This is a genomic window from Idiomarina sp. X4 (assembly GCF_002808045.1).
Lineage (GTDB): Bacteria > Pseudomonadota > Gammaproteobacteria > Enterobacterales > Alteromonadaceae > Idiomarina.
Window position 1 is genome coordinate 105681 of record NZ_CP025000.1, and the last position, 16910, is coordinate 122590.

Annotated in this window: 17 protein-coding genes; 9 read left to right on the forward strand and 8 right to left on the reverse strand. The window is 46.5% G+C overall.

All coding sequences use genetic code 11. The features are described from left to right. From CWC33_RS00580 to rcsF, 6 genes are all read left to right on the forward strand, one after another. Entirely contained in the window at positions 1 to 1944 is a 1944-nt protein-coding gene (locus CWC33_RS00580) for an acetoacetate--CoA ligase (protein ID WP_100690365.1), read from the forward strand. Positions 1945 to 1947: 3 nt separating this feature from the next. Then, entirely contained in the window at positions 1948 to 4164 is a 2217-nt protein-coding gene (locus CWC33_RS00585) for a putative bifunctional diguanylate cyclase/phosphodiesterase (RefSeq protein ID WP_100690366.1), read from the forward strand. 17 nt (positions 4165 to 4181) lie between these two features. Next, positions 4182 to 5828: an electron transfer flavoprotein-ubiquinone oxidoreductase gene (locus CWC33_RS00590; protein WP_100690367.1), complete on the forward strand. Its 1647-nt coding sequence runs from the start codon at positions 4182 to 4184 to the stop codon at positions 5826 to 5828. Positions 5829 to 5957: 129 nt separating this feature from the next. After that, positions 5958 to 6422, forward strand: a complete 465-nt coding sequence (locus tag CWC33_RS00595; RefSeq protein ID WP_100690368.1) for a hypothetical protein — start codon at positions 5958 to 5960, stop codon at positions 6420 to 6422. A gap of 131 nt (positions 6423 to 6553) precedes the next feature. Then, positions 6554 to 6967, forward strand: a complete 414-nt coding sequence (locus tag CWC33_RS00600; protein WP_100690369.1) for an H-NS family histone-like protein — start codon at positions 6554 to 6556, stop codon at positions 6965 to 6967. 151 nt (positions 6968 to 7118) lie between these two features. After that, positions 7119 to 7400, forward strand: coding sequence for an Rcs stress response system protein RcsF (gene rcsF, locus CWC33_RS00605; RefSeq protein ID WP_100690370.1), 282 nt, complete (start codon positions 7119 to 7121; stop codon positions 7398 to 7400). Positions 7401 to 7405: 5 nt separating this feature from the next. On the opposite strand, the gene CWC33_RS00610 is transcribed toward rcsF, so the two are convergent. Then, positions 7406 to 8044 (reverse strand): hypothetical protein, encoded by a 639-nt coding sequence (locus CWC33_RS00610; RefSeq protein WP_100690371.1) that lies wholly within the window; start codon positions 8042 to 8044, stop codon positions 7406 to 7408. 177 nt (positions 8045 to 8221) lie between these two features. Here CWC33_RS00610 and tsaA point away from each other — a divergent pair, with 177 nt between their 5' ends. Beyond that, positions 8222 to 8947 (forward strand): tRNA (N6-threonylcarbamoyladenosine(37)-N6)-methyltransferase TrmO, encoded by a 726-nt coding sequence (tsaA, locus tag CWC33_RS00615; protein WP_232709809.1) that lies wholly within the window; start codon positions 8222 to 8224, stop codon positions 8945 to 8947. Positions 8948 to 9026: 79 nt separating this feature from the next. Further along, positions 9027 to 10733, forward strand: coding sequence for a proline--tRNA ligase (locus CWC33_RS00620; protein WP_100690373.1), 1707 nt, complete (start codon positions 9027 to 9029; stop codon positions 10731 to 10733). Positions 10734 to 10810: 77 nt separating this feature from the next. Here CWC33_RS00620 and gpt read toward each other — a convergent pair whose 3' ends face one another. Both gpt and CWC33_RS00630 read right to left on the reverse strand, forming a co-directional pair. Further along, positions 10811 to 11296 (reverse strand): xanthine phosphoribosyltransferase, encoded by a 486-nt coding sequence (gpt, locus tag CWC33_RS00625; protein ID WP_053952736.1) that lies wholly within the window; start codon positions 11294 to 11296, stop codon positions 10811 to 10813. Positions 11297 to 11303: 7 nt separating this feature from the next. Continuing rightward, complete coding sequence (locus CWC33_RS00630; RefSeq protein WP_100690374.1) at positions 11304 to 12596, reverse strand: NCS2 family permease; 1293 nt, start codon at positions 12594 to 12596, stop codon at positions 11304 to 11306. Positions 12597 to 12704: 108 nt separating this feature from the next. Between CWC33_RS00630 and CWC33_RS00635 the strand changes: the two genes are divergently transcribed. Continuing rightward, on the forward strand, positions 12705 to 13025 hold the full coding sequence (locus CWC33_RS00635) for a 2Fe-2S iron-sulfur cluster-binding protein (protein ID WP_100690375.1): 321 nt from the start codon (positions 12705 to 12707) through the stop codon (positions 13023 to 13025). A 1-nt stretch (position 13026) separates the two neighbouring features. Here the strand turns inward: CWC33_RS00635 and CWC33_RS00640 are convergent, their stop codons facing one another. The 5 genes from CWC33_RS00640 to prmB are packed head-to-tail and all read right to left on the reverse strand — an operon-like array spanning position 13027 to position 16909. Next, positions 13027 to 14178, reverse strand: coding sequence for an ATP-NAD kinase family protein (locus CWC33_RS00640; RefSeq protein WP_100690376.1), 1152 nt, complete (start codon positions 14176 to 14178; stop codon positions 13027 to 13029). 2 nt (positions 14179 to 14180) lie between these two features. Next, on the reverse strand, positions 14181 to 14309 hold the full coding sequence (locus CWC33_RS00645) for an entericidin A/B family lipoprotein (protein WP_100690377.1): 129 nt from the start codon (positions 14307 to 14309) through the stop codon (positions 14181 to 14183). Between the two features lie 13 nt (positions 14310 to 14322). Further along, the gene (locus CWC33_RS00650; RefSeq protein ID WP_100690378.1) at positions 14323 to 14859 is read right to left on the reverse strand and encodes an elongation factor P hydroxylase; all 537 of its coding nucleotides are present in this window, start codon (positions 14857 to 14859) and stop codon (positions 14323 to 14325) included. A 19-nt stretch (positions 14860 to 14878) separates the two neighbouring features. Then, positions 14879 to 15967 (reverse strand): chorismate synthase, encoded by a 1089-nt coding sequence (aroC, locus tag CWC33_RS00655; RefSeq protein ID WP_100690379.1) that lies wholly within the window; start codon positions 15965 to 15967, stop codon positions 14879 to 14881. Between the two features lie 3 nt (positions 15968 to 15970). Further along, positions 15971 to 16909, reverse strand: coding sequence for a 50S ribosomal protein L3 N(5)-glutamine methyltransferase (gene prmB, locus CWC33_RS00660; protein WP_100690380.1), 939 nt, complete (start codon positions 16907 to 16909; stop codon positions 15971 to 15973). Position 16910 lies beyond the last annotated feature (1 nt).

Consider the following 16910-nt stretch of genomic DNA (forward strand, 5'->3'; position numbering starts at 1 on the left):
ATGACTTCAGAAGCATTATGGCAACCGTCAGCGGATACCATTGCCAATGCCCGCATGACCGATTTCCTGCAGCAAGTTAATACGGCAAAAGGTCTCGCGTTGGCCAACTATCACGACCTTTACCAATGGTCGGTTGATAATGACGAAAGCTTCTGGTCAATGATATGGGACTACTTTGATGTTATTGGAGAGAAAGGCGCCACCGTTGTCACCGATAAAGATAAAATGCCGGGCGCAAGATGGTTTCCTGAAGCAAAACTGAATTTTGCAGAAAACTTGTTGCGACACAAAGATAATAAAATTGCGCTAATTTTCCGGGGTGAGAATGGCGCCCGGCAGCAGCTTACTTACGCGGAGCTTTATCGCCGTGTTGCTGCGTTTGCCGCCGGGCTTCGTCAACAAGGTGTCACCGCTGGGGACCGCGTTGCAGCCATGATGCCAAACTGCATAGAAACCATTATTGGCATGCTGGCTACAACCAGTATGGGTGCAATTTGGTCATCCTGTTCGCCTGATTTCGGCGTGCAGGGTGTATTGGACCGGTTTGGCCAAATTGAGCCAAAGGTGCTAATTACCGTAGATGGCTACTTCTACAACGGCAAAAACCTTAATATAAAAGACAAGACTGCCGATATTGTCGAACAAATTCCCAGCATTGAAGCCACAGTAATCGTTAATTTTAGTGACCAAACGGACACGTTAAGTGGCAGCTCAGTTGTTTCGTGGGACAAGTTTTGCGACGACAGCGCCACTCAAATTGAGTTTATCGAGCGCGATTTTAATGACCCGCTTTATATCATGTTCTCATCCGGTACAACCGGTGTTCCAAAGTGCATTATTCACGGTACTGGCGGTACCCTATTACAGCACTTGAAAGAGCATGGCTTGCACACCGACCTGGATACTGAAGACAACCTTTTTTACTTCACCACTTGTGGCTGGATGATGTGGAACTGGCTAGTCAGCGGCTTAGCGGTTGGCGCAACCCTGACCTTATTTGATGGATCACCGTTTGCGCCAGAGCCGGAGTTCCTATGGGATGTAGCCGACGAAGAAGACATTACTGTTTTTGGTACCAGTGCTAAGTATCTTGCTGCACTTGAGAAGGCGGGTGTAAAACCTAAAGAAAGCCATCAACTTGAAAAATTAAGAAGCATACTGACAACAGGCTCAGTGTTGCCACCTGAAAGTTTTGACTATGTGTATCGAGACATAAAAAAAGATCTCTGCTTGTCTTCTATTTCAGGGGGTACTGATATCATTTCATGCTTTGCGCTGGGATGCCCTATTCTGCCCGTCTACCGCGGCGAACTTCAGTGCCGTGGCCTCGGCCTGGCAGTGAATATCTATGACGACAATGGCCATCCCATACGCGGTGAAAAAGGCGAGCTGGTTTGCGAAAACTCATTCCCGTGCATGCCCGTTGGCTTCTGGGGAGATGACAACGGCGAACGCTACTTCAACGCCTATTTTGCTCGTTTTGACAATACTTGGGCACATGGCGACTTCGCTGAGTTAACTGAACACAACGGTATAATTATCCACGGTCGTTCAGATGCCGTTCTTAATCCTGGCGGCGTTCGTATCGGTACTGCCGAGATTTACCGACAGGTGGAAAAAGTTGATAAGGTACTTGAAAGTATCGCGGTTGGACAACAATACGACGGCGATGAACGCGTGGTTCTTTTTGTTAAATTACGCGAGGGTATTGAGCTTACCGATGACCTCAAGCAAACTATTGCAAAAACCATAAGGGCAAACGCAACGCCACGTCATGTGCCAGCCGTAATTTTGCAGGTTGAGGACATACCCCGTACTATAAGTGGTAAGATTGTCGAGTTGGCCGTGCGCAACGTGATTCATGGCGAGCCCGTTAAAAATACAGACGCACTAGCGAACCCTGAAGCACTCGAATACTTCAGGGACATAGAGGAGCTACGCTAAGTAATGATGTTTATTCAGGGGTCGCGGCAAGCCGTTATCGCGGCAGTTGTGGGAGTGGCTGTCACTCTCACCGCATTTTTCTATCTGCGATACACTGAAAATGAGCAGGCTCATGAAGCACTTGAGACGGAAGCCTACAGTTTACAGCGAGATATTCGTCAGAGCCTTGTGTCACATCTATTCGTCGCTGAACTACTGGCTCGCGAGTGGGAACGAAGCGAAATAAACTTGAGCTCCCGACGCAGTGCTGACGCAGACATTGTTACGCTTTACTACCCCAACGTGCAGAATGTGGTTTGGCTTGATGACAGCCAGACAATCCAGTTTCTGTATCCAAGAAATGAACAAACCGCATTGGTGGGCTCCGTATTCTCCGGCAGCTCACTCAGTGCTCAGCTCAGTCAATCACAAAATAACCGCCACGCGATGATGGGCTATGCCGGGAACTTGGGTCAGTTAAGCAGTGATATCGCCATTTTTGTTCGGGTTCAACGTTCCGACACCCCAGGTTTCTTAGGCTTCATAATAAGCTTGCAGAGCATGTTCAACAACGTCATTCGCACCAATATCAGCGAAGGATTTCAAGTCAGTATTAGTAACGATTCAGGTGTACTCTACGAATTTGCAGGCGATCCGTCGTTGAAAGATGACTGGACACACAGCCGTCGCTTGCAGGTTGTCGGCAATAGCTGGGAACTGTCGGTTTGGTCAACCACTGAACACATGAGCGATCTTCGTGGAGCCGTTTCTGTAGCGGTTTTACTTGCCGGATTGTTTATCACGGCAGCGCTGACCTTTGTACTGTATATCCTGGGGCAAAGTCGTTTTAAAGCACAACAACTAGCGGATGCTAATATTGAGCTTTACAGTGAAATTGATGAGCGTGAGCGTGTTGAAAAACAAATGGCCTACCTGGCGGAGCACGACCCTCTTACCGGTCTTATTAATAGAAATGCACTAAAACGTATTTTGGGCGAATGGTTAGAAAGAACCGACACCCGAACAAACTCGGCATTGTTGTTTATTGATCTCGACCGATTCAAAGAAGTTAATGATGCGCTGGGACATACCGTCGGCGATGAACTGTTAAGACGTGTCGCGCGTCGAATTAATAAGCTGGCTCCAGCCGACAGCCAACTCGCTCGCGTTGGCGGTGACGAGTTCCTGCTGGCAATTGAAAGCACAGAAAGTCGAGAACAGGTAGTCACACTGGCAGAGCGATTACTCCAGGCTTTGGATGCACACTTCTTTGTCGATGTTTATGAGCTTTTCATCAGCGCCTCTATTGGCATTACATTTGCTGAAGACGCCGATTTTAATGCCGAGTACTTTATTCGTAATGCCGACACCGCACTTTATCAAGCTAAAGAACAGGGTCGTAATACCTACAAAATTTATGATAAAGCCATTCATAAAGATTTAACTAAAAAACTCGAACTGGTTAAACGCTTGCGTCATGCGGTGAATAAACAGCAGCTGACTGTTTATTACCAGCCTAAAGTCGAGCTTAGTAGTCGACGTATTACCGGTTTTGAAGCGTTAGTTCGCTGGGTAGGTGAAGACGGTTCCATCATTCCGCCGGATAAGTTTATTCCGTTAGCGGAGGATACCGGTTTAATTATTCCTATTTCAGAATACGTTATGCGCGAATCGTTTTTGCAGCTGAAACAATGGCATGAGCTTGGCTTCACTGAACTGAGTATTGCGATTAATATTTCAGGTAAGCAGCTTCACCTGCCGGATTTTGCCGACGATGTTATCGAAAAGGTTAATGAAACCAAACTGCCCCCGAATAAAGTTGAACTTGAGCTTACCGAGCAAGTTTTTATTGAGAATATACAGTCGCACACACGTTTTATGCACTCAGTGCGTGAATACGGCATGTCATTAGCCATTGATGATTTTGGTGTGGGTTATTCGTCACTTTCTTATTTAAAGAACTTCCCGGTAACGTCGCTGAAAATTGATCGCTCCTTCGTGAAGGACTTACCGGATAACGAGGATGATGCGACAATTACTCAAACGATCATTAGTTTAGCACGCAACTTAAATATCCAATTGGTTGCTGAAGGCATTGAAACGGAAGAACAAGTTGAGTTCCTGCTGCATAGAGAGTGTGCGACCGGTCAGGGTTACTTATTCAGTAAGCCTATTCCCGCTCAACAAGTGACTCAATTATTACAGCAGTACAACGGGCTAATACCAATACAAATAGCCTGAATAAAGTGGAGGTTCACGTGGAACGCGAAAGCATGGAATTTGATGTCGTTATAGTTGGAGCTGGGCCTGCGGGTTTAGCAACGGCATGTCGACTCGGTCAGCTGGCTCAGGAAAACGAGCAAGAGCTGATGATTTGTGTTGTTGAGAAAGGTGCAGACATTGGCGCTCACATTTTATCGGGCGCGGTATTTGAGCCTCGCGCTTTAAACGAACTATTTCCAGACTGGAAAGATCGAGGGGCGCCGCTTAATACAGAAGTCACCGGCGACGATATTTTATTGCTTAAAGATGAGCAGAACTTCAGCCGTTTGCCTAACTTTTCGGTGCCTAAAACCTTCCACAACAAAGGTAACTATATCGCCAGTATGGGAAACCTGTGCCGCTGGATGGCTGAACAGGCCGAACAGTTAGGCATTGAAATCTTCCCTGGCTTTTCAGCAGCGGAACTACTCTACAACGATGACGGCTCTGTCGCAGGTGTACAAACTGGCGATATGGGTGTCGCAAAAGATGGTTCTGAAAAAGACGGCTACATGCCGGGTATGGAGCTAAGAGCAAAATACACCGTCTTTGCAGAAGGCTGCCGCGGTCACTTGGGCAAGCAGCTTATTAATCAGTTTGAGCTGGACAAAGACGCCACTCCACAACACTACGGTCTTGGCTTTAAAGAAATATGGGACATTCCTGAAGAGCTGCACGAACCAGGTAAGGTGGTGCACACCGCCGGCTGGCCTTTAGAAGGTCATGCTAACGGTGGCGGCTACCTTTATCACGCTGAAGACGGTCAAGTGTACCTGGGTCTGATTGTCGATTTAAACTATGAAAACCCGTACGTGAACCCTTTTCAGGAATTCCAACGCTTCAAGACGCATCCGGCTATTAAGCAGATTATCGAAAACGGTAAGCGTGTATCTTATGGCGCCCGGGCTATTGCCAAAGGTGGTTACTATTCATTACCTAAAATGACTTTCCCTGGCGGTTTAATTGTTGGCTGCAACGCAGGCACATTGAACTTCTCTAAAATTAAAGGGAATCATACGGCAATGAAGTCAGGCATGATTGCCGCTGAAACGCTGTTTGATGAATTAAAAGCTGGCAACGCGAATACCGAAGCGGCGCAATACACAGAACGTTTTGAATCATCATGGGTGTACGACGAGTTATATCGTTCACGCAACTTCGGTGGTGCTGTTCATAAACTCGGCACGATGCTAGGTGGCGCTTATAATATGGTCGACCAGAACTGGTTTGGCGGAAAACTTCCGTTTAAATTCAAAGAGTGGACACCCGATTATAAAGCGACCGGTAAGGCTCGCAATTTCAAGCCTATTGACTACCCTAAAGCGGATAATAAATTAACCTTTGATCGCCTGTCTTCTGTGTTTTTATCGAATACGAACCATGCTGAAGACCAACCATGTCATCTAAAACTAAAAGATGACGATATTCCATTAAAAGTTAATTTACCGGAATACGCTGAACCAGCACAACGCTACTGCCCTGCAGGAGTGTATGAAGTTGTGGAGGAAGACGGAAAAGAAGTTTTCCAAATAAACGCCCAAAACTGCATACATTGCAAAACCTGTGACATTAAAGATCCCAGTCAAAATATTACTTGGGTCGTTCCTGAAGGTGGCGGCGGACCGACTTACCCGAATATGTAATTGTTCTGTAAAGGTCACTTATAAAAACACCCAGGCATGCTATATGTCTGGGTGTTTTATTTTTTAGAGCTTGTAGAAATAAACGTTCTGGACTAAACCTAATTAAAACGAAGATATGAGGTGACTATTATGAAACACAGCAATTTAGGAATAACATCGCTTTTCGCTGCTTTATTAGTTTTCAGCGGGTCTGCTTTAGCTCAGCAAAAAGCGGAAGAAACTAAAAAAACAGCTGAAATGAAGCAAGACAAACAGGAACTTAAAGCTGATATGGAAGCCATGCGTGAAGAACGCAAAGCGGAGATGGAAGCGATGCATGAAGAGCACAAGGCTGAGATGATGGAGCGTAAGGCGGAACACAAAGCCGAAATGCAAGCAGATAAGGAAGAGCGGAAGTATGAAAAAGAAGAGCGCAAATTAGAAAAAGAGAAAAGAAAGTACGCTAAAGAAGAGAAAAAAGAAAAATGGAAAGCTGAAAAAGAAAAACGCAAACATGAAATGAAAGAAAAGCGTCAGTCACTAAAGGATAAGAAAGACGACTCTGATAATGACTCAGATGACGACGATAATAACGGTGACAATAATATCTCTTAAGCACCACTAATATTAGATAGAAAAAGAGCGCTTATCGCTCTTTTTCTGTTTTAGACCTTATTTTATTGCTGCCTTTTTCATCAGGCGTTATTATTCTAAATAATTAAATAACTAAAACTAGGAAAGTCAGTATGAGTGAGTTTTTAAATATTATCCGTCACGAAAGACGTTTAAAGTCGGCGTTAAAGTCTCTTTCAATTGAAGAGTTAGAAGCAATAAAAGAAAAATTTGATTCCGTCGTCGCAAAACGCAGAGAGGAAGAAGCCCAAAAGCTTCGGGAACAGCAAGAAAAGTCAAAAAAAATAAAAGAATTTAAAGCCGCCATGGCCGATGCTGGTATTGAGCTTTCAGATATTCTTGAACAAGAGCTAGGTGGTGACCCCATTGTAAAAACCACCAAAAAACGCGCACCGAAGCCGCCTAAATATGAATACATTGACGATGAAGGAAACCGTCAAACCTGGACAGGCCAAGGCCGAATGCCAAAACCGATGAAAACGGCCTTAGATAATGGCAAGCCGCTGGAGTCTTTTTTAATTAAGTAGCGCTTTTTGTTGAACAAAGTCTAAAGCTTGATTAGGCTATGAAAAAACAAAAACGCAAGGATACAAGTTGCGCTTTCCATTACTGATAGTTTCAATACCACTAATAACATTAACAGGCTGCTCGATCTTACCGAGCAGCTCTGGTTCGCCTGTGAGTTGGTCACCACATTCCGCTGATATTTATCGGCTCGGAAGTTTGCCCAGTTCAAACTACAAAATGGTCAGTATTGTTAATGGGGAAAGTTGCCAGCGAGAGTATAAAGCTGATCCTGCGTCAGAAAGCGAAGCGCTAAAGGCATTACGAGCAGATGCCGCTCGCTTTAAAGCCGATGCCATTATTGAAACACAGTGTTTTCATTTAAAACCCGACGCGGACTCCATTTGTTATAGTGAAGTCAGTTGCGCCGGGCGTGCTATTCAGTGGGTCGATTAAACGTTTTAGTTATCGAGCTTACTTAGACGAACGTCGCCCACTCCCACTTCGACTTCAACCGTCACTGAGCCAGCGCCTTCATAGCTTGATTCAGATGTCACGACCATGCGCTCCTCATTACTGTTAGCAAAGTTCTCCAGGCGCGTATCACCCACACCGACTGATGCTTTCACTTCTTTGTAGTCACCAGCACTCAGATCTAAGTCGATATCGCCAACACCCAGCTCAATATCACTGTTTACAAAAGGCAGAAGCCCGCTAATTTCGCCAACACCTAACTCTAAGTCAAGTTGCTTAACGTTCGGTACTCGAACCACCCAATGCTGAACCATATCGTCGGCAGGCGTTGCCGACACCATCAACTTATTACCTTTTCTTTCGCTTTTTATTAATACTGCGTCGATGTCACCACCGCTGGTAAACCAACTGTCACCATCTGACTCAACGCGCAATTCAATTTCTACTGCTTCATTGTCTGACGGCTCAATTTCAACCGTTCCTACCGTAGCGTCTATGTGAAGCTCTGTCTCAGAGTCAACAATATAGCTCTCCGATAATTCTTTTTCCTTAGCAAAGGCTGCTGTACTTAAAGTCACTAAACCAATAAACGCCAGTGTTAACGGCCAAATTTTATGCTTCATCATTTTGCTTTTCCTTTTTTGGTAGCACGTATTCATGATTAGTCAGTAATAACCTCAAATGGTTACTGCTATTCTGCAATCGCTGTGCCAAAAAAATAAACTCATAAAATTCAATGCTTTAAATAGCCAGCGATTCTTAAGTTAGGCAAAAGCGCAATAATATGGTCAAATCGACTATTATTGAACAGACAAAACAACTTGATGAAAAGCCAGCAAAAATTGACACCTATTGCGCATATCAGAACGCCCTACCCTGAAAAATTCAGCGTGCCCAGGCAAAGCCGTCTTACACCGAACATTTATGCCACCGTTGAGCTAACCGGCGACTACGATCATGCCCAAGCCGTAAAGGGTATCGAGCAGTTTTCACATTTATGGCTTGTTTTCGAGTTTCATCAACACAGCCATTGGCAAGAGAAGGTGCGACCGCCAAGATTAGGAGGCAACGAATCGGTCGGCGTTTTCGCATCGCGAGCACCTTTTCGTCCCAACCAGTTAGGGCTGTCTGTTGTTGAACTCATTAGCGTAGAAACGAGTCCGAATGTGAAGTTAGCAGTATGCGGAGCTGATATTGTAGACGGTACACCTATTGTCGATATTAAGCCTTATATTCCATACGTCGACGCTGTACCTGATGCTAAAGGTGGTTTTGCTGACAACACGCCCAATGTACTTAATGTCCGGCTATTAGATAACGCCAAACATCAATTAGAACAAACCTCCAACGCGCCTCTAGCTCTGGAGGCGGCTATAATCGAAGTACTTCAACAAGACCCCCGTCCGGCGTATCATAAAGAGAAACGCACCGACAGACGCTACGGAACGGCGCTTTTTGACTATAATATTCGTTGGTACGTGGAGGAAAATACGGTTTTTGTTGAAGAAATTATACAAAATACCCTGTAAAAGGCTTTTGACCTTCAACAGACACTGCTAAACTTCGCCCTAATTTTTGACCATCCAATTTGCAGAGAATTGCCAGACTATGCGCAGTAGCCAATATTTATTATCAACGCTAAAAGAAACTCCGTCTGACGCTGAAATTGCGAGCCACAAGTTGATGTTAAGAGCCGGTATGATACGAAAAGTCGCTGCCGGCCTTTATAACTGGACCCCAACGGGCTTGCGTGTTCTGCGTAAGGTGGAAGCGGTTGTCCGTGAGGAAATGGAAGCCATTAATGCATTGGAAATACTAATGCCGATGGTTCAGCCGGCTGATCTCTGGCAAGAATCTGGTCGCTGGGACGACTACGGCCCAGAGCTACTGCGTTTAAAGGACCGTAACCAGCGTGACTTTTTACTGGGTCCAACGCATGAAGAAATCATCAGTGAGTTAGTGCGCAAAGAAGTCAGCAGCTATAAGCAGTTGCCTTTAACTCTGTTCCAAATTCAAACCAAGTTCCGTGACGAAATTCGCCCTCGTTTTGGTGTGATGCGTGCACGCGAATTTATTATGAAAGACGCCTACTCTTTCCACTTGAGCCAGGAGTCGCTGCAGGAAACCTATGACGCTATGTACAAAGCGTACAACCGTATATTCGAGCGCTTAGGTTTAGACTTCCGTCCGGTCATTGCCGATACCGGCTCTATTGGTGGTAACAGCTCTCACGAGTTTCATGTATTAGCAAGCTCAGGCGAAGACGCTATTGCCTTCTCTGATGCCTCTGATTACGCAGCAAATGTGGAAATGGCTGAAGCTCTGGCGCCTGCGGGCGAACGCCCTGAGGGCGTTCAGGACATGGCTAAACATGAAGTACACGGTGATGAATTAGCCGCTGTACTTCAACCTTTGTCAGTCGAGAGCCAGCAGGCGGTTAAGTCCGTCATTGTTAAAGCGTCAGACGAGATTGAAGCAGAATACGTTCAACTAGTCCTGCGTGCCGATCACGAACTCAACAGCGTGAAAGCAGAAAAGCTACCTCAAGTAGCTACACCAATAGAAGTACTGACACAAACCGAGAAAGCAACCGGTGTTGAAGCTGCGTACATTGGCGTAGTGAACAGTAAACTGCCGTTATTGGTCGACAGAAGCGCTGCGCATTTAGCCGACTTTGCCTGTGGAGCCAACGAAAATGGTCAGTGGCTAACCGGCGTCAACTGGGAACGCGATGTTAACGATTTTGATGTCGCTGATATCCGTAACGTGGTTGAGGGCGACCCAAGCCCGTGTGGTAAAGGTAACGTTAAAATTGCACGCGGTATTGAAGTTGGCCATATTTTCCAGTTAGGTAAAAAATACAGCGACGCGATGAAAGTCGGTGTACTCTCAGAAACCGGCAAACACGAAACGCTGACCATGGGCTGTTATGGTATTGGTGTTTCCCGAATTGTTGCAGCAGCTATTGAGCAACATAACGACGACCGAGGCATTCGCTGGCCGGACGCATTAGCACCATTCCAGGTCGCTATTGTGCCAATGAACATGCACAAGTCTGCACGCGTTCAGGCTGCTGCTGAGAAGCTGTACGAAGAACTAAAGTCTAAAGGCATTGATGTTCTGTTTGACGACCGTAAAGAACGTCCTGGCGTGATGTTCACCGACATGGAATTGATTGGTGTCCCTCATCAAATAGTGGTTGGTGAGCGCAACCTTGATGAAAACCAAGTTGAATACCAGTCACGCGCCGGCGGCGAGAAACAGAAAGTCGATATTGATCAGTGTGTTGATTTTGTCCTTGGGCAATTTGCTTAATTCGCTCTTAGCCCCAAATTAAAAAGGCCTGATATCGTATCAGGCCTTTTTGTTTATGAAGCACGTAAAAGCGTTTCTTACGACTCTTGTCCCGCTAATGGCTCGACATAGTGCAAGTGCATGTCCCACGGGAAGTGAATCCAAGTGTCTTGCTCTAAATCAGCAACAAAGTCATCAACTAAGTCCATACCCGCCGGTTTTGCATAAACAGTCACAAACTTAGCTTTTGGCAGGCGGTCACGCAGAAATTTCAATGTGTTGCCCGTATCAACCAAATCATCGACGACTAAGAAACCTTCACCATCTCCAGTTGCCGTAACGTCTTTCAACAGCTGCAAGTCATCACGTTGTTCGTCATGGTCATAAGAACTGACAGCGACACAGTCAACCACACGAATGTTCAATTCACGCGCTACAATAGCGGCAGGTACTAAACCGCCACGGCTTACCGCAATAATGCCTTTATACTGTTCAGCGGGTAACTGCCGACGCGCCAGCTCACGTGTAGCACGGTGTAATTCTTCCCAGGAAACGAAAAATTCGCGATTTGAATGCCATCCCATAATGTTACTACCCTAACCAAATGAATTTTGCGATAAATAAAGCACCTAACAGCACCACACTTGGCGTTAAGTCACTGTATTTGCCACCTAGAAGCTTCACGACCACATAACTTATGAAGCCCAAAGCGATACCGTCCGCTATTGAAAACGTCAACGGTGTCATTAATAAAACCACAGCGACGGGCGCTGCTTCAGTAATATCGTCCCACCTTACATCTTTTAATGTGAAAAGCATGAGTACGGCAACGTAAATAATGGCACCCGCTGTTGCGTAAGCTGGAATCATTCCGGCCAATGGCGCAAAGAACATCGCCAATAAGAACAGGATTCCGACCACAACTGCCGCTAAGCCTGTTTTGCCGCCAGAGGCAACCCCGGCCGCAGACTCAATGTAACTGGTGGTGGTCGAGGTGCCGAGCATTGACCCCGCTACGGTCGCGGTGCTGTCCGCCATCAGCGCTTTGTTCAAACGAGGCATATGGCCGTCAGCTTTCGCTAAACCGGCCTTTTGTGCAACGGCAAGTAAAGTGCCCGATGTATCGAATAAATCAACGAACAGAAAGGCAAAAATAACCGACAGCATACCGAGATCGAAGGCAGCGGCTAAATCCATTTGAAGGAAGGTTGGCGCTAAGCTCGGTGGTGTAGATACAAGACCGTTATAGTCAACTAACCCTGTCAGCCAGGCAATGAAAGTTACCGCCAGAATACTAATAAGAGCTGCGCCCTGAACCCCTCGTGCAACCAGTCCAATAATTAAAAAGAAGCCGGCTGCCGCGAGTAACACCGAAGGCTCACCTAATTCACCCAGAGTCACCATAGTTGCATCATTAGCAACGATGATATTGGCATTTTGCAAACCAATTAGCGCCAAAAATGCCCCAATACCGGCCGCTATCGCTAAGCGAAGCGTTGGTGGAATAGACTTAATAATCCATTCCCTGACACGGAATGCCGACAATAAAAAGAAAATACAGCCCGAAAAGAACACCGCGCCTAACGCCGTCTGCCAGGTATATCCCATGCTGAAAACAACGGTATAGGTGAAAAAAGCATTCAAACCCATGCCAGGCGCCAGCGCCACAGGATAGTTTGCCCAAAATCCCATGACTAAACAGCCAATAGCCGCTGCCAAACAAGTCGCAACGAACACCGCACCGTAATCCATTCCGGTTTCACTTAAAATGGAGGGGTTCACAAAAATAATGTAAGCCATGGTCAGGAAAGTCGTTAAGCCACCAATGACTTCCGACTTTATGGTGCTGCCACTGGCTTTTATCGAAAACAGTTTTTCCAACATGAGAAACCTTGAAGTTAGGCGTTGTGGTTAAAAGGCAGGTATTTTATCCTAATTGGCACAAAATTTGTTGTTCACTTTTTAAATAATTTACAGGAAGCCCAATTAACCATGCCTACAGTTTACTTTGTTGATGCCGACGGAAACCAATTTGAAGCCGACGTAGAAGCCGGAACCAACGTCATGGAAGCCGCTGTCGATAATTTTATTGACGGTATTGTTGGCGAGTGTGGTGGGGTTATGTCATGCGCCACTTGCCACTGCTACATTCCCAAAGAATGGCAGAATAAAATTCCAGAGCCATCTGAGCAAGAAGAAGACATGATTGATATGGTTATGGAGCCTCAGGATAACAGCCGTCTAAGTTGCCAAATTGAAGTCACTGACGAACTCGACGGCTTAGTCGTTCATTTACCTAAATCACAGTTTTAAATTAACTGACGGCTGCCACGGGCATAAGCACTTCATCGTGGTAGCCGGTAATAACCCGAATCGTTCCCGACAACTCGTTATCGAGCTCACTGTCGCCCGTATCCACTCGCAGAGGCTGGTTATTTAAGGACTGCAGCTTGGTCTTAGTAGCCACCACCCAAATATTGTCTTTGCCAATAGCACGAATCACCCGCGGGCTTAGCTGCTGATTACCACGCCCAAACAAGTGTCCTTGCCCGCCAATCAGCGTAATCACCAGTTTTACGGCGCCTGATGCACTCGGGCTGACATTAGAAACAGCCTCAAACAACTCTTTCTCTGTGACGTCATTTTTTAGCAAGGTTTCATCTTGGACAAGATCAACACCCAGCAAGGTATTCTCAATACCCATTTCATTCATGATAGCGGCAACGGTCGAGCCTGAGCCCATGACCAGCAGCTCATCGTCAACACGCTCTATCACTTCCGCAGCAATGTCATCGAGCACCAGTTCGTCGCTTTCTTTGCCACCCATTTTTACTGCTTGAACATATTCAAGTTCAGCCGGTACTGACATCTCGCCAAAACGCCGCGCTTTCACAATGCCTTCTCTAAAAGCGTTCTCGTCAATATCCATCACGTCGGACTCGTGAATACTTGAAAGCTCCCCTTTGAGAATTTTTTCAATGACTCTACCCGCAGCGGTTGGGCTGATTGCATACACACCCGAGTGTATTTTCACGCCGGCGGGAATGCCTAACACCAACTGGTTTTCAGGGACCACAGAGTAAACATCGCGAGCAGTGCCATCACCACCGGCAAACAACAAAATATCGACGCCTTTATCAACAATCGCTTTTACCGCTTGCTTGGTGTCTTCCGGAGACGTTTCCTGAGCATTTGGGGTAAATACGGTTTGATAAGAAAAACCAAGCGATTTCAATACATTTGCACCCATTTCGCCACCGCAAGTGACAAAGTTGAGCTGTTCTTGGTAATTTTGAAGAAGTTTCAAGGCCGTTTCAGCACGTTGCATCGCTTTACGCTCTGCTCCCGCGTTAAGTGCCTTTTCACGAACATCGGCGCCATCACTTCCTTTTAAAGCAATGGCGCCGCCTATACCTGCGTACGGATTAACCACCAGGCCAACCGTTAAACGGTTTACTGCTGTCATTGTTACTCTTCGTTTGCTTCGTCCTGAATAGCTTCACCGGCTTTTTCTAAGTCCTTACCTGCACCTTCAATGGTTTCACAAGCGCTCAGTCCTAAAACAGCAACAGTAACTAATAGTGCTCTTAAAAACATAAGTAACTCCTTGTTAATCCTTAATCATTTGGCAGCTTGGCCACTCACAATTAAACGCCTTACACAACGCTTTTGCAAATGTCTTCGCTCTTGGTGGCAGCGAATCGGTTTCCAGATAATGCTTCAACTGCTGAGCAACATCTTTTCGAAAGGCGTATCTGTCTACCTCAACACCGCTCAAGTTATCAACACTGACGTCAAACTTAAAACCGGCACACAGCGAAAACAGCCACTCCAGCGCCTGTGGTTTTCGCTCTACTCGCTCAAACTCACGCTGTTGCTGCTCGTTACGTCCATCAGGCTCATACCAATAGCCGTAATCGAACTGCTGCCGACGCTGCTCACCCGCAATACACCAATGTGCGGTTTCATGTAACGCTGAGGCAAAAAAGCCGTGCGCAAACACCACTTTATTCGGCTCATCGCCTGATCCTGGTTGGTAATATGGCTCATCATCACCAGCCACCAAGACCGTGTTGTAACTATTACGAAAACAATCGCTAAATATATCAATTAAATAGGAATAATGATGTGTCGACTCGTTTGGCATACGTCTTAAATGCTATTGATTAACGACTAATATCGGGGGTTTCTGTTTTCACCTGCGCGTTCTGAGCCCGCTGCCGCAACCAGTGGTCAACCAAGACCAATGAGGTCATGGCTTCAACAATCGGCACCGCCCGAATACCCACGCAAGGGTCATGACGCCCTTTTGTAACAACGGGTTGATCATTGCCCCATTTGTCGATGGTTTGTCCGCTTATGGAAATGCTTGAAGTCGGCTTCAGAGCAATGTCGGCAATAACCGGCTGACCACTGGAGATACCACCCAGCACACCACCGCTATGGTTCGACAAAAACCCCTGACGGGTCATTTCATCTCGATGCTCAGAGCCCCGCTGATTCACCACATCAAAGCCGGCACCAATACTGACAGCTTTCACGGCATTAATGCTCATGAGCGCTTTCGCTAAGTCAGCATCTAAGCGATCAAATACCGGCTCTCCCCAGCCTGGTGGCACACCTGTTGCCTGAACCCGAATACGTGCACCTATCGAATCACCCTCTTTGAGTAACTGTTTAATAAGCGCTTGCATAGGCTCAATGGCATTAACGTCACCACAAAACAGTTCGTTATTTCTAACTTCCTGCCAGTCTATTTGCTCCGCTTTAATGTTACCCATTTGCGTTAACGCAGCCTGAGTTTTAATGCCCTGCTGCGCTAGCAGCTTTTGTGCTATAGCACCGGCCGCCACTCGCATTGCCGTTTCCCGCGCTGACGAACGGCCGCCACCACGGTAGTCCCGAATGCCGTACTTATGTTCGTAAGTGTAGTCTGCATGCCCCGGACGGAACGTATCTTTGATTTTCGAGTAGTCCTGACTACGTTGATCTGTATTTTCAATCAGCAAGCCAATAGGCGTGCCTGTGGTTTTGCCTTCAAAAACACCTGAAAGAATACGTACTTCATCGGCTTCGCGACGCGCTGTTGTATAACGACTTTGACCCGGGCGACGTCTGTCCAGCGCCCCTTGCAAGTCTGCTTCAGACAACTCTAGTCCAGGAGGGCAGCCATCAACCACCGCACCTAAAGACGGACCATGGCTTTCACCAAAAGTTGTGACTTTAAACAGTTGTCCAAACGAATTTCCCGGCATGCGTTAGCCCTGCTTTGAATGGTTTAATTGATACTGCTTATGTTCTTCAAGCTGCTCTTTAGTCAACAAAAAGACACCGTCGCCACCATTTTGAAATTCTAACCAGGTAAATGGCGTGCGCGGGTACTTTTGCGCCAGCGCCGGCATCGAGTTGCCTACTTCGCAGACAAAAAGTCCATTGTCATTAAGTCTGTCAGCCGCTTCCATGAGCATTTTATCAACCAGAATTAAGCCATCTTCGCCAGCAGCCAGACCCAGCTCAGGCTCATGATGATACTCCTCAGGCAAGTCAGCCATGTCTTCGGCATCCACATACGGAGGATTGGTCACAATGAGATCGTACTTTTCATTTTGCACAGCCGCGAATAAGTCTGACTGAATAGGCGTGACCTGATTCAGTAACCCATGCTGCTCAATATTAAACTCTGCCACTTCCAACGCTTCTGTCGACAAGTCTAACGCGTCTACTTCAGCGTCCGGAAACGCGTAAGCGCAGGCAATAGCAATACAACCACCGCCCGTACACAAGTCCAGTACGCGCTTAGGTTGCTCAGTTAACCAAGGCTGAAAGCCGTTCTCAATAAGTTCCGCTATGGGTGAGCGTGGTACCAAAACGCGCTCGTCCACGTAAAACGGTAAACCGGCAAAATACGCTTGATGGGTTAAATACGCAGCCGGCATTTTGTGTTCAATGCGCTGGTTCAACAGCTCAATAAACTCGTGCTTTTCGCTCGTCAGCACACGACAGTGCCCCATCGCAGCCAACTGCTCTGTGGTCAGCTGTAACGCATAACTCAGAAGCGCCCGAGTTTCGTCAATAGGGTTGTCCGTGCCATGCCCGTAATACACATCTGACTGATTAAGTTGGCTGACACTCCAGCGTATCAAATCATCGATACTATGAAGCTCTTCAATGGCTTGTTCCCGGTTTCGAACGTGCAAG

Excerpts from the sequence above, each read along its gene's own strand:
- CWC33_RS00580 (WP_100690365.1), top strand. The coding sequence starts at position 1 with ATGACTTCAGAAGCATTATGGCAACCGTCAGCGGATACCATTGCCAAT.
- CWC33_RS00585 (WP_100690366.1), top strand. The coding sequence starts at position 1,948 with ATGATGTTTATTCAGGGGTCGCGGCAAGCCGTTATCGCGGCAGTTGTG.
- CWC33_RS00595 (WP_100690368.1), top strand. The coding sequence starts at position 5,958 with ATGAAACACAGCAATTTAGGAATAACATCGCTTTTCGCTGCTTTATTA.
- CWC33_RS00600 (WP_100690369.1), top strand. The coding sequence starts at position 6,554 with ATGAGTGAGTTTTTAAATATTATCCGTCACGAAAGACGTTTAAAGTCG.
- CWC33_RS00610 (WP_100690371.1), bottom strand. The coding sequence starts at position 8,044 with ATGATGAAGCATAAAATTTGGCCGTTAACACTGGCGTTTATTGGTTTA.
- CWC33_RS00620 (WP_100690373.1), top strand. The coding sequence starts at position 9,027 with ATGCGCAGTAGCCAATATTTATTATCAACGCTAAAAGAAACTCCGTCT.
- gpt (WP_053952736.1), bottom strand. The coding sequence starts at position 11,296 with ATGGGATGGCATTCAAATCGCGAATTTTTCGTTTCCTGGGAAGAATTA.
- CWC33_RS00630 (WP_100690374.1), bottom strand. The coding sequence starts at position 12,596 with ATGTTGGAAAAACTGTTTTCGATAAAAGCCAGTGGCAGCACCATAAAG.
- CWC33_RS00635 (WP_100690375.1), top strand. The coding sequence starts at position 12,705 with ATGCCTACAGTTTACTTTGTTGATGCCGACGGAAACCAATTTGAAGCC.
- CWC33_RS00640 (WP_100690376.1), bottom strand. The coding sequence starts at position 14,178 with ATGACAGCAGTAAACCGTTTAACGGTTGGCCTGGTGGTTAATCCGTAC.
- CWC33_RS00645 (WP_100690377.1), bottom strand. The coding sequence starts at position 14,309 with ATGTTTTTAAGAGCACTATTAGTTACTGTTGCTGTTTTAGGACTGAGC.
- CWC33_RS00650 (WP_100690378.1), bottom strand. The coding sequence starts at position 14,859 with ATGCCAAACGAGTCGACACATCATTATTCCTATTTAATTGATATATTT.
- aroC (WP_100690379.1), bottom strand. The coding sequence starts at position 15,967 with ATGCCGGGAAATTCGTTTGGACAACTGTTTAAAGTCACAACTTTTGGT.